Origin of the sequence: Citrobacter sp. Cs237 (assembly GCF_030332325.1) — a bacterium.
Taxonomy (GTDB): domain Bacteria; phylum Pseudomonadota; class Gammaproteobacteria; order Enterobacterales; family Enterobacteriaceae; genus Citrobacter_A; species Citrobacter_A sedlakii.
This window is the reverse complement of record NZ_JAOWIB010000099.1, coordinates 56,343-69,302: the sequence shown is the minus strand read 5'-3', so window position 1 is coordinate 69,302 and position 12,960 is coordinate 56,343. Positions and strand designations below refer to the sequence as shown.

The window sequence follows — 12,960 nt, the reverse complement described above, 5'->3', positions numbered from 1 at the left end:
CTCTGCCTCGCTTTCTGCTACAATCCCTCCCCCGTTCGAAGATTGAGCAACATTCCCATGCGTTTAAACCCCGGCCAACAACACGCTGTCGAATTCGTCACCGGACCTTGCCTGGTGCTGGCGGGGGCGGGTTCCGGTAAGACACGCGTTATCACCAACAAAATCGCCCATTTGATACGCGGCTGCGGTTACCAGGCGCGACACATCGCTGCGGTGACCTTTACCAACAAGGCGGCGCGCGAAATGAAAGAACGTGTCGGACAGACGCTGGGGCGTAAAGAAGCGCGTGGGCTGATGATCTCCACCTTCCATACGCTGGGGCTGGAGGTGATAAAACGGGAATACGCCGCGCTGGGAATGAAATCCAATTTCTCGCTGTTTGACGACACCGATCAGGTCGCCTTGCTGAAAGAGCTGACGGAAGGGTTGATTGACGATGACAAGGTGGTGCTGCAACAGCTGATCTCGACGATCTCAAACTGGAAGAACGATCTCAAAACGCCAGCCCAGGCGGCAGCAAGTGCGAAAGGCGAACGCGATCGCATTTTTGCGCACTGCTATGGCCTGTACGATGCGCACCTGAAAGCCTGTAACGTTCTCGACTTTGACGATCTGATTTTACTGCCAACACTGCTGCTGCAGCGTAATGAGGAAGTGCGCGAGCGCTGGCAGAACAAGATCCGCTATCTGCTGGTGGACGAGTATCAGGATACCAACACCAGCCAGTACGAGCTGGTCAAGCTGCTGGTGGGGAACCGCGCGCGCTTTACCGTCGTGGGTGATGACGACCAGTCAATCTACTCCTGGCGCGGTGCGCGACCTCAAAACCTGGTGCTGTTGAGCCAGGATTTTCCGGCGCTGCAGGTTATCAAGCTGGAGCAGAACTACCGCTCTTCCGGGCGGATCCTGAAAGCAGCAAATATTCTTATTGCCAATAATCCGCACGTCTTTGAAAAGCGGCTCTTTTCGGAGCTGGGATATGGCGCGGAGCTGAAAGTGCTCAGCGCAAACAACGAAGAGCATGAGGCCGAGCGTGTGACCGGCGAACTGATCGCCCATCACTTCGTGAATAAAACGGAATACAAGGATTACGCCATTCTGTATCGCGGTAATCATCAGTCGCGGGTGTTTGAAAAATACCTCATGCAGAACCGTATTCCGTACAAAATATCCGGCGGCACCTCGTTCTTCTCTCGCCCGGAGATCAAAGATCTGCTGGCCTATCTTCGGGTGCTGACCAATCCGGATGATGACAGCGCTTTCCTGCGCATCGTGAATACGCCAAAACGCGAAATCGGACCGGCTACGCTGCAAAAGCTGGGCGAGTGGGCTATGACCCGCAATAAAAGCCTGTTTACCGCCAGCTTTGATCTGGGCCTGAGCCAGACGCTTACCGGGCGCGGCTACGATTCGTTGACCCGATTTACCCATTGGCTGGGTGAAATCCAGCGTCTGGCCGAGCGCGACCCCATTGCCGCCGTACGCGATCTGATTCACGGCATTGATTATGAATCCTGGCTGTACGAAACCTCGCCCAGCCCGAAAGCGGCCGAAATGCGCATGAAAAACGTCAACCAGCTGTTTAGCTGGATGACTGAAATGCTGGAAGGCAGCGAATTGGATGAGCCGATGACGCTGACCCAGGTGGTGACACGCTTTACGCTGCGCGACATGATGGAGCGCGGTGAAAGCGAAGAAGAACTGGATCAGGTTCAACTGATGACGCTTCACGCCTCGAAAGGTCTGGAGTTTCCGTATGTGTTTATGGTGGGAATGGAAGAGGGGTTTCTGCCGCATCAAAGCAGCATCGATGAAGACAATATTGATGAAGAACGCCGTCTGGCCTACGTAGGCATAACCCGCGCGCAAAAAGAACTGATCTTCACCCTCTGTAAAGAGCGCCGTCAGTACGGCGAGCTGGTACGCCCGGAGCCGAGCCGTTTCCTGCTGGAATTACCGCAGGATGATCTGATCTGGGAGCAGGAACGCAAAGTGGTAAGCGCAGAAGAACGCATGCAGAAAGGGCAAAGCCATCTGGCGAACCTGAAAGCAATGATGGCGGCAAAGAAAGCGAAGTTATAGGCCGGATTCGCGAAGCGTCATCCGGCAAAATCACGATGACTGAACATCTAAAGGCCAGTGAACATAGCTTTGCCACTGGCTTTCCTGCGCAATCAACTCATTTCCCAGCGGATGCTGTTCCAGCCACCCTTTCGGTAGCGTAATCGTCAGTATCTCATTTGTCGCCTGCAGGGCGATCGACGGCAGCAGATCGTCACGACGGCGGCTGGCGAAAATAATCGCCAGTCTTAGCAGACGACAAAGGTGCTCAGCCACGCGCGGCGGCACGGCGTTTTGCTGGTGCAGCGAGGAAAGATCAACCGGGTTGGTCTGGTTCAATAACAGCGTGGCGAGCAGTTTTTTCTGCGCGGGGGTGAATCCAGGCAGGTCCAGATTGCGCACCAGATACGCCGCGTGCTGAGGCGCTTGTTTGAAATCTACGCTCAGGCCGATTTCATGCAGCATGCAGGCGCTGATCAACAGTTCGCGGCTGATCGGCTCAAGATGCCACTCATGTTCTACTTGTCCGACGAAATTCTCTGCCAGTCTGGCAACGCGGTTCGCTTGTTCGGTATCGACCATAAACCGACGCTGGACGTTACGCAGCGTACGGCTACGAATATCCTGATCGACTGCAAGATGCAGCATACCGTACACCAGCCCTTCGCGCAGCGCGCCGCCGGCCAGGGTCATGCCCTGAATATTCAGTTCGGTAAAAATGGCGATGAGAATGGCCAACCCGCTGGGGAATACCAGTGCGCGTTCAAGGGTTAAGCCCTCAATTTCCAGTTCTTCCAGACGGCCACAGTGAATCGCCCGCTGTTTCAACTGCTGGAGTTTCGACAGCGTAATGCGCTCATCCATGCCCTGCGTCATCATGATTTCCTGAAGCGCCTGCACGGTGCCGGATGCACCAACGCACACTTTCCAGCCGTGGTAGCGAAGTTCATCGGCTACCGGACGCAGCACGTCTCGCGCGGCTTTTTCCGCTTCGTCGAAATTTTCCTGCGCCAGATTACGGTCGGTGAAATAGCGCTCAAGCCAGGTGACGCAGCCCATCGACAGACTAAACAGCGACGTGGTTTGTGCGCCCGTGCCGGTAACCAGTTCAGTGCTCGCGCCGCCGATGTCGACAACCAGTCGCTGATCCGCGCCGCCGGTGGTATGCGCCACGCCCTGATAAATCAGGCGCGCTTCTTCTTCGCCGCTGATGACCTGTACCGGGCAACCGAGAATCTCTTGCGCTTTAGCGATAAATTCATCGGCATTCACCGCTATGCGTAGCGTTGCGGTCGCAACCACGCGGATTTGCGGCTGGGGAATATCCTGAAGGCGCTCGGCAAACAGGCGCAGGCATTGCCAGCCGCGCTCCATAGCTTCAGCAGAAAGGGCGTTCTCGCTGTTCAGGCCAGCGGCCAGACGCACCTTGCGTTTAATTCGCGTGAGCGTCTGGATGCTTCCCGCCACCTCGCGCACCACCAGCATATGAAAACTATTCGAGCCTAAATCAATTGCGGCGTACAGCGAGGAGGTGCTTAGCATGTTCTTTAACCCGAACGACGACGGTTACGCGGGGCGCCAGCCCGACGCGGGCCATTGCCTGGGCGCGAGCGCGTCAGACGCAGCGGCTTCGGCAGATTGTTCATCAGCGCATCCGGATTGTATTTGCTGACCGGAATGGAGTGACCGATGTAGGTTTCGATCGCCGGCAGGTTCAGCGCGTACTCTTCACACGCCAGGCTGATGGAGTGGCCACTTGCGCCTGCGCGTCCGGTTCGGCCAATGCGGTGGACGTAATCTTCGCAATCGTCCGGCAAATCGTAGTTAAATACGTGGGTGACTGCGGGAATATGCAGCCCGCGTGCGGCAACATCGGTAGCGACAAGAATATCCAGATCGCCGCGGGTGAACTCGTCGAGAATGCGCAGGCGTTTTTTCTGCGCCACGTCGCCCGTCAGCAGGCCCACGCGATGACCATCGGCGGCCAGATGGCCCCAGATGTCTTCACAGCGGTGTTTCGTGTTAGCGAAAACAATGGCGCGATCCGGCCATTCTTCTTCAATTAATGTTTGCAGAAGGCGCATCTTCTCTTCGTTAGACGGATAGAAAAGCTCTTCTTTAATACGGTGGCCGGTTTTTTGTTCCGGCTCGACTTCCACGTATTCGGCGTTGTTCATTTGTTCGAACGCCAGTTCACGCACGCGGTAAGAGAGGGTTGCGGAGAACAGCATGTTCAGACGCTGTGTGGCTGGCGGCATGCGGCGGAACAGCCAGCGGATATCTTTAATAAAGCCCAGATCGTACATGCGATCGGCTTCGTCGAGGACAACGACCTGAATCGCGCCCAGGTTAATGTGATTCTGTTTTGCGTAGTCGATCAGACGGCCTGTGGTGCCGATAAGAATATCGACGCCGCTTTCCAGCACTTTCAGCTGCTTGTCATAGCCGTCGCCGCCGTAGGCGAGACCCAGCTTCAGACCTGTGGTCTGCGCCAACGGCTCGGCATCGGCGTGGATCTGCACGGCTAACTCACGCGTCGGCGCCATGATTAAGGCGCGCGGCTGGTTCACCTTGCGATCGTCAATCGCGGGATGAGAGAGAAGATAATGAAACGTTGACGTCAGGAACGCCATCGTTTTGCCAGTACCGGTTTGCGCCTGCCCTGCAACATCGCGACCGGCCAGCGTAAGCGGCAGCGCGAGGGCCTGAATGGGCGTGCAGTTATGAAACCCTTTATTTTCAAGGGCTTCGATCACCTTTGGGTGCAGGGCGAAGTCGGAAAACTTCTGTTCTGTTAAATGTGTTTTGCTCATAGTGTGGTAGAATATCAGCTTACTATTGCTTTACGAAAGCGTATCCGGTGAAATAAAGTCAACCTTTAGTTGGTTAATGCGACATCAACACGTCGTTGATGAAGGCAAAACCAACGTACCAGGCTTATTCCTGTGGAGTTAATATGAGCGATAAAATTATTCACCTGACTGACGACAGTTTTGACACGGATGTACTCAAAGCGGACGGGGCCATCCTCGTCGATTTCTGGGCAGAGTGGTGCGGACCGTGCAAAATGATCGCCCCGATTCTGGATGAGATCGCTGACGAATATCAGGGCAAACTGACGGTTGCTAAACTGAACATTGACCAGAACCCAGGCACCGCGCCGAAGTATGGTATCCGTGGCATCCCGACTCTGCTGCTGTTCAAAAACGGTGAAGTTGCAGCGACCAAAGTGGGCGCACTGTCCAAAGGTCAGCTGAAAGAATTCCTCGACGCGAATATCGCGTAAGAGGAGACCTCATGCTCGGGCGCCCTTAATCCTAAATGATTCGGATGACTGGACGCCCGGCGTGAGTCGTGCTAAGTTAGTGTTGACTTCGTATTAAACATACCTTATTAAGTTTGAATCTTGCTATTTCCACAACGTCTCAGTTTCACCCGAGATGTGGACAGATTCCTGGCTTATCATTCATTCCGTCTTGTCGTTTCAGTTCTGCGTACTTTCCTGTGACCAGACAGCGAACAGACATGAGTTGATGGCCGTAAACAGGCATGGATGACCCTGCCATACCATTCACAACATTAAGTTCGAGATTTACCCCAAGTTTAAGAACTCACACCATTATGAATCTTACCGAATTAAAGAATACGCCGGTTTCTGAGCTGATCACTCTCGGCGAAAATATGGGGCTGGAAAACCTGGCTCGTATGCGTAAGCAGGACATTATTTTTGCCATCCTGAAGCAGCACGCAAAGAGTGGCGAAGATATCTTTGGTGACGGTGTGCTGGAGATATTGCAGGATGGATTTGGTTTCCTCCGCTCTGCAGACAGCTCCTACCTCGCCGGTCCTGATGACATCTACGTTTCCCCCAGCCAAATCCGCCGTTTCAACCTCCGCACTGGTGATACCATCTCTGGTAAGATTCGCCCGCCGAAAGAAGGCGAACGCTACTTTGCGCTGTTGAAAGTTAACGAAGTTAACTATGACAAACCGGAAAACGCCCGCAATAAAATCCTTTTCGAAAACTTAACGCCGCTGCATGCCAACTCTCGTCTGCGCATGGAACGGGGTAACGGTTCGACTGAAGACTTAACGGCGCGCGTGTTGGATCTGGCTTCGCCAATCGGTCGCGGTCAGCGTGGCTTGATTGTGGCGCCGCCGAAAGCGGGTAAAACCATGCTGCTGCAAAATATTGCGCAGAGCATTGCCTACAACCACCCAGACTGCGTGCTGATGGTATTGCTGATCGACGAACGTCCGGAAGAAGTGACCGAGATGCAGCGTCTGGTGAAAGGCGAAGTGGTTGCGTCGACTTTTGACGAACCGGCATCCCGTCACGTTCAGGTCGCCGAAATGGTGATCGAAAAAGCGAAGCGCCTGGTTGAACATAAGAAAGACGTTATCATTCTGCTCGACTCCATCACCCGTCTGGCGCGTGCCTACAACACCGTGGTACCGGCTTCCGGTAAAGTGTTGACCGGTGGTGTGGATGCCAACGCCCTGCATCGTCCGAAGCGTTTCTTCGGGGCGGCGCGTAACGTGGAAGAGGGCGGCAGCTTGACCATCATCGCGACCGCGCTTATCGATACTGGCTCCAAAATGGATGAAGTTATCTACGAGGAGTTTAAAGGCACCGGTAACATGGAACTGCACCTCTCCCGTAAGATCGCGGAAAAACGCGTCTTCCCGGCTATCGACTACAACCGTTCCGGTACCCGTAAAGAAGAGTTGCTTACCACCCAGGAAGAGCTGCAGAAGATGTGGATCCTGCGTAAGATCATTCACCCAATGGGCGAAATCGACGCAATGGAGTTCCTCATCAATAAGCTGGCGATGACCAAGACCAACGATGATTTCTTCGACATGATGAAGCGTTCGTAAGAGTACGACCAGCCAAAAACGCCACGTTTTTACGTGGCGTTTTGCTTTTATGCCTGTAATCTTAACAACGTCTTAATAAGATGTTGCGTAAACACACTCCGCTGCACCGCGTTTTGCCTGGTAAATACGAAATGTGGTTAAAAATAATACAAAACAGACGCTTCGGAATGGAGTTTCCCTTCTGAATACAGGTCTTCGTGGTTATACTTCTGCTAATAATTTTCTCTGAGAGCACGCATTGTGAATTTACTGACAGTCAGTACTGATCTCATCAGTATTTTTTTATTCACGACACTGTTTCTGTTTTTTGCGCGCAAGGTAGCAAAAAAGATCGGTTTAGTGGATAAGCCTAACTTCCGCAAACGCCACCAGGGATTGATACCGTTGGTTGGGGGCATTTCAGTTTATGCGGGGATCTGTTTCACGTTCGGCATTGCTGATTATTATATTCCCCATGCTGCTCTTTATCTTGCCTGTGCGGGCGTGCTGGTTTTTATCGGCGCGCTCGACGATCGCTTTGATATCAGCGTAAAAATACGCGCTACCGTACAGGCCGCTATCGGCGTCGTTATGATGATGGTCGGTAAACTCTACCTCAGCAGTCTCGGCTTCATTTTTGGGCCGTGGGAAATGGTGCTCGGTCCTTTCGGTTATTTCCTCACCCTTTTCGCCGTCTGGGCAGCCATCAACGCCTTTAATATGGTTGATGGCATCGACGGTCTGTTAGGTGGGCTTTCCAGCGTCTCCTTTGGGGCGATGGGGCTTATCCTCTGGTTTGACGGACAGACAAGCCTTGCCATCTGGTGCTTTGCGATGATAGCCGCCATCCTGCCGTATATCCTGTTGAACCTGGGCGCGCTGGGTCGACGCTACAAGGTTTTTATGGGGGACGCTGGCAGTACGCTGATAGGCTTTACCGTCATCTGGATCCTGTTAGAAACCACGCAAGGACAAACCCATCCTATTAGCCCGGTTACCGCGCTGTGGATCATCGCCATTCCGCTGATGGACATGGTGGCCATTATGTACCGCCGCCTGCGCAAAGGAATGAGCCCGTTCTCGCCTGACCGTCAGCACATTCATCATTTGATCATGCGCGCAGGGTTTACTTCCCGTCAGGCGTTTGTCCTCATTACCCTGGCCGCTGCCATCCTCGCCTCCATTGGCGTGCTTGCGGAATACTCTCAAATTGTGCCTGAGTGGGTTATGTTGGTGCTCTTTTTGCTAGCATTCTTCCTCTACGGTTACTGCATTAAGCGTGCCTGGAAAGTGGCGAGATTCATCAAACGCTTAAAGCGCAGACTGCGCAGAAACCGAGATAATAAGCCAAATTTAATCAAGTAAATCGAGGGTGCGATGACTCAACCATTACCGGGGGCACACGCCGTGAGCGCTGAAAATGAACTGGATATTCGTGGGTTGTTTCGTACCTTATGGGCCGGGAAGGTATGGATTGTCGGTGTCGCACTGTTGTTCGCGCTGCTCGCGTTAGCGTATACCTTCTTTGCCCGCCAGGAGTGGAGCGCGACCGCCATTTCCGATCGTCCTACGGTGAACATGCTGGGAGGCTACTATTCCCAGCAGCAGTTTTTGCGTAATCTGGATGTCAAAGTCAGCAATACGCCAGCCGACCAGCCTTCGGTGATGGATGAAGCCTACAAAGAGTTCGTGATGCAGTTGGCCTCCTGGGATACTCGTCGCGATTTTTGGCTGCAAACCGACTATTACAAGCAACGGATGGTGGGTAACAGCAAGGCCGATGCCGCGATGCTGGATGAGCTGATCAACAATATTCAGTTTATCCCCGGTGATTTCACTCGTGCTGTTAACGACAGCGTCAAGCTGATTGCCGAAACCGCACCTGACGCCAACAATCTGTTGCGCCAGTATGTCGCCTTCTCGAGCCAGCGCGCGGCAAGCCATCTGAATGACGAGCTGAAAGGCGCATGGGCGGCGCGGACCGTGCAAATGAAAGCGCAGGTTAAACGCCAGGAAGAGGTGGCAAAAGCCATTTTCTCCCGCCGCGTAAGCAGTATCGAACAGGCGCTGAAAATCGCCGAGCAGCACAATATTTCTCGCACGCAGACAGACGTTCCGCCGGATGAATTGCCGGAGTCGGAACTGTTTTTATTGGGACGACCGATGCTCCAGGCTCGCCTCGAAAATTTACAGGCCGTTGGTCCCACCTTCGATCTGGACTACTTCCAGAACCGGGCCATGCTGAATACATTGAACGTGGGGCCAACCCTGGACCCGCGTTTTCAGACCTATCGCTATTTGCGGACGCCGGAAGAACCGGTAAAACGCGATAGCCCGCGCCGTGCCTTCCTGATGGTGATGTGGGGCATCGTGGGGGGGCTTATCGGCGCTGGTGTTGCGTTAACCCGCCGCCGCACGATCTAGCACGACTGCCGCAGTGAGGGGCTGGGCCCTCACTGACTATTCGAAGAGAATCGATGTGAAAGTACTGACTGTATTTGGCACGCGACCGGAAGCCATCAAAATGGCGCCTTTGGTTCATGCGCTGGCAAAGGATCCTGATTTCGAAGCGAGAGTTTGCGTCACCGCGCAACACCGGGAGATGCTCGATCAGGTTTTGAACCTCTTTTCCATAGTTCCTGACTACGATCTTAATATTATGCAACCGGGTCAGGGGCTGACAGAAATAACCTGTCGAATTCTGGAAGGGCTGAAGCCTATCCTGTCTGATTTCAAGCCTGATGTGGTACTGGTACATGGCGATACCACCACCACTATCGCCACCAGTCTTGCGGCATTTTATCAACGCATCCCTGTCGGGCATGTGGAAGCCGGACTTCGCACTGGCGATCTTTTTTCGCCGTGGCCGGAGGAGGCAAACCGGACGTTGACCGGCCATCTGGCGATGTACCATTTCGCGCCGACTGAAAACTCACGGCAAAACCTGCTGCGTGAAAGTATCGCAGACAGCCGCATCTTTGTTACCGGCAATACGGTGATCGATGCGCTTATTTGGGTGCGTGACCGCGTCCTGGCCAGCGATAAGCTGCGCTCAGCGCTGGCCGAACGCTACCCTTTCCTCTGCGAAGATAAAAAGCTGATTCTGGTGACGGGGCATCGACGTGAAAGTTTTGGCCGTGGTTTTGAGCAGATTTGCCATGCGCTGGCGGATATTGCCGCCGCCAACCAGGACGTGCAAATTGTCTATCCGGTCCATCTGAACCCTAACGTCAGTGAGCCGGTCAACCGTATTCTCGGTCACGTTGAAAACGTGATGCTGATTGAACCGCAGGACTATTTACCTTTTGTCTGGCTGATGAATCACGCCTGGCTGATCCTCACCGACTCCGGAGGGATTCAGGAAGAAGCGCCGTCGCTGGGCAAACCGGTACTGGTGATGCGTGAAACGACCGAACGCCCAGAAGCCGTGACGGCGGGGACGGTGCGCCTGGTGGGAACTGACTCCCGGCGCATTGTTGCGGAAGTCACGCGCTTGCTGCATGACGAAAATGAATATCAGACCATGAGTCGCGCCCATAACCCTTACGGTGACGGGCTGGCCTGTGGCCGAATTTTAGACGCTTTAAAAAACAGTCGGGTATCGCTATGAGTTTTTCTACCATTTCTGTTATTGGTCTGGGATATATCGGTTTGCCAACGGCGGCCGCCTTCGCGTCGCGCCAAAAGCAGGTCATTGGTGTGGACGTTAACCCGCACGCGGTAGATACCATCAACCGCGGTGAAATTCATATCGTTGAGCCGGATCTGGGTAAGGTGGTAAAAACGGCGGTTGAGGGCGGATTTTTGCGCGCCACCACTACGCCGGTTGACGCTGACGCATACCTGATCGCTGTTCCCACACCGTTTAAAGGCGATCACGAACCCGATATGGCCTATGTCGAAGCCGCGGCGAAATCCGTGGCGCCGGTACTGAAAAAAGGGGCGCTGGTGATCCTTGAGTCTACCTCGCCAGTCGGTGCGACAGAGCAAATGGCTGCCTGGTTGGCGGCGATGCGCCCGGATCTCACTTTCCCGCAGCAGGCCGGAGAGCAGGCTGACGTCAATGTGGCCTATTGTCCTGAACGCGTACTGCCAGGTCAGGTGATGGTCGAACTGATTAAGAATGACCGCGTGATTGGCGGTATGACGCCGGTATGCTCGGCGCGCGCCAGCGAACTGTACAAGATCTTCCTTGAAGGTGAGTGCGTGGTGACGAACGCCCGCACAGCGGAAATGTGTAAGCTCACGGAAAACAGTTTCCGCGATGTCAATATTGCTTTTGCGAATGAACTGTCGCTGATCTGCGCCGATCAGGGGATTAACGTCTGGGAACTGATCCAACTGGCGAATCGCCATCCTCGGGTCAATATACTCCAGCCCGGACCGGGCGTTGGCGGGCATTGCATCGCCGTCGATCCGTGGTTTATCGTGGCGCAAAACCCGCAGCAGTCGCGTCTGATTCGTACCGCGCGTGAAGTCAACGACGGTAAGCCGCACTGGGTTGTTGACCAGGTGAAAGCCGCCGTGGCGGATTGCCTGGCTGCGACCGATAAGCGCGCCAGCGAAGTGAAAATCGCCTGCTTTGGGCTGGCTTTCAAACCGAATATCGACGATCTCCGCGAAAGCCCGGCAATGGAAATTACGCAGAATATCGCCCAATGGCACAGCGGTGAAACGCTGGCGGTGGAGCCGAATATCCATCAGTTACCGAAAAAGCTGGATGGCCTGTGCGCGCTGGCGACGCTGGACGATGCGCTGGCAACCGCCGACGTGCTGGTGATGCTGGTCGATCATAATGAGTTTAAAGCGATGCGCGGTGACGCGGTTCGTCAGCAATATATCGTTGATACCAAAGGGGTCTGGCGTTAATGAAACGGATTCTGGTCACAGGTGGCGCGGGGTTTATCGGCTCGGCGTTGGTACGGCATATCATTAATGAGACGGCTGATTCGGTGGTGGTGGTGGATAAACTCACCTACGCCGGAAACCTGATGTCATTAGCGCCAGTTACGCAGAGTGAGCGTTTCGCCTTTGAGAAAGTGGATATCTGCGATCGCGCCGCGCTGGCGCGCGTTTTTAAACAGTATCAACCGGACTGTGTGATGCATCTGGCGGCGGAAAGCCATGTTGATCGCTCTATTGACGGCCCGGCGGCGTTTATTGAAACGAACATCGTGGGCACGTACACATTACTGGAGGCAGCCCGTGCATACTGGAGTGCTTTAGCGGGCACTAAAAAAACGGCATTTCGCTTCCACCATATCTCCACGGACGAGGTTTATGGCGACCTGCATTCAGCGGAAGACTTCTTTACTGAAACCACGCCGTACGCGCCCAGTAGTCCCTATTCGGCGTCGAAAGCCAGCAGCGATCACCTTGTACGCGCCTGGCTGCGCACCTATGGCTTGCCGACGCTGATCACCAACTGCTCGAATAATTATGGGCCTTATCATTTCCCGGAAAAACTCATCCCGCTGATGATCCTTAACGCGCTGGCGGGGAAACCTCTGCCCGTGTACGGTAACGGACAGCAAATCCGCGACTGGCTGTATGTGGAGGATCATGCCCGGGCGCTGTATCTCGTGGCGACCACTGGAACAGTGGGTGAAACCTATAACATCGGTGGCCACAATGAGCGGAAGAATCTGGATGTGGTCGAGACTATTTGCGATCTGTTGGAAGAGCTGGCGCCGAATAAGCCGCGCGGTATTACTCAGTACCGTGAACTGATTGCTTTTGTTGATGATCGTCCGGGCCATGACTTACGTTACGCCATTGATGCGGCGAAAATTGCGCGCGAGCTCGGCTGGACGCCACAGGAAACCTTTGAAAGCGGAATGCGTAAAACCGTGCAATGGTATCTGGCGAATGAAGCCTGGTGGAAACCAGTGCAGGACGGCAGCTATCAAGGGCAACGTTTGGGTCTGAAAGGCTAAAAACCCAGCCCATCAGGCTATTTACTTGCCATTTTGAACCTGGTAGTGCTCAAACTGGCTGCGACAATTACGCCTGATGAGCCGGACTTTGGCTCCCGGAGGA

General features: G+C 54.2%; 11 protein-coding genes. 9 read left to right on the top strand and 2 right to left on the bottom strand.

Features of this window, described 5'->3' with window-relative positions; genetic code table 11:
* The first annotated feature begins 57 nt into the window (after positions 1-57).
* Positions 58-2,082 carry a DNA helicase Rep gene (gene rep / locus OGY07_RS08860; protein WP_269677671.1) on the top strand — a complete coding sequence of 675 codons (2,025 nt, stop codon included), beginning with the start codon at positions 58-60 and terminating at the stop codon, positions 2,080-2,082.
* 30 nt (positions 2,083-2,112) lie between these two features.
* On the opposite strand, the gene gppA is transcribed toward rep, so the two are convergent.
* Together gppA and rhlB are read right to left on the bottom strand one after the other, a co-directional pair.
* The gene (gene gppA, locus OGY07_RS08855) at positions 2,113-3,603 is read right to left on the bottom strand and encodes a guanosine-5'-triphosphate,3'-diphosphate diphosphatase (RefSeq protein WP_286600024.1); all 1,491 of its coding nucleotides are present in this window, start codon (positions 3,601-3,603) and stop codon (positions 2,113-2,115) included.
* Between the two features lie 5 nt (positions 3,604-3,608).
* Entirely contained in the window at positions 3,609-4,874 is a 1,266-nt protein-coding gene (rhlB, locus tag OGY07_RS08850; RefSeq protein WP_060569249.1) for an ATP-dependent RNA helicase RhlB, read from the bottom strand.
* A gap of 143 nt (positions 4,875-5,017) precedes the next feature.
* Between rhlB and trxA the strand changes: the two genes are divergently transcribed.
* The 8 genes from trxA to rffG all read left to right on the top strand — a co-directional run bounded on the left by trxA (position 5,018) and on the right by rffG (position 12,857).
* Positions 5,018-5,347 (top strand): thioredoxin TrxA, encoded by a 330-nt coding sequence (gene trxA, locus OGY07_RS08845; RefSeq protein ID WP_042292820.1) that lies wholly within the window; start codon positions 5,018-5,020, stop codon positions 5,345-5,347.
* A gap of 125 nt (positions 5,348-5,472) precedes the next feature.
* Entirely contained in the window at positions 5,473-5,595 is a 123-nt protein-coding gene (locus OGY07_RS08840; RefSeq protein ID WP_120714861.1) for a rho operon leader peptide, read from the top strand.
* 87 nt (positions 5,596-5,682) lie between these two features.
* The gene (gene rho, locus OGY07_RS08835) at positions 5,683-6,942 is read left to right on the top strand and encodes a transcription termination factor Rho (RefSeq protein WP_002437993.1); all 1,260 of its coding nucleotides are present in this window, start codon (positions 5,683-5,685) and stop codon (positions 6,940-6,942) included.
* Between the two features lie 240 nt (positions 6,943-7,182).
* The gene (gene wecA, locus OGY07_RS08830; protein ID WP_286600021.1) at positions 7,183-8,286 is read left to right on the top strand and encodes a UDP-N-acetylglucosamine--undecaprenyl-phosphate N-acetylglucosaminephosphotransferase; all 1,104 of its coding nucleotides are present in this window, start codon (positions 7,183-7,185) and stop codon (positions 8,284-8,286) included.
* A gap of 12 nt (positions 8,287-8,298) precedes the next feature.
* Entirely contained in the window at positions 8,299-9,345 is a 1,047-nt protein-coding gene (wzzE, locus tag OGY07_RS08825; protein WP_042292818.1) for an ECA polysaccharide chain length modulation protein, read from the top strand.
* 55 nt (positions 9,346-9,400) lie between these two features.
* On the top strand, positions 9,401-10,531 hold the full coding sequence (wecB, locus tag OGY07_RS08820; RefSeq protein ID WP_286600019.1) for a non-hydrolyzing UDP-N-acetylglucosamine 2-epimerase: 1,131 nt from the start codon (positions 9,401-9,403) through the stop codon (positions 10,529-10,531).
* Positions 10,528-11,790, top strand: coding sequence for a UDP-N-acetyl-D-mannosamine dehydrogenase (wecC, locus tag OGY07_RS08815; protein WP_042292816.1), 1,263 nt, complete (start codon positions 10,528-10,530; stop codon positions 11,788-11,790). Before wecB ends, wecC begins: the two co-directional genes overlap by 4 nt.
* Positions 11,790-12,857 carry a dTDP-glucose 4,6-dehydratase gene (gene rffG / locus OGY07_RS08810; RefSeq protein ID WP_286600016.1) on the top strand — a complete coding sequence of 356 codons (1,068 nt, stop codon included), beginning with the start codon at positions 11,790-11,792 and terminating at the stop codon, positions 12,855-12,857. Before wecC ends, rffG begins: the two co-directional genes overlap by 1 nt.
* Positions 12,858-12,960 lie beyond the last annotated feature (103 nt).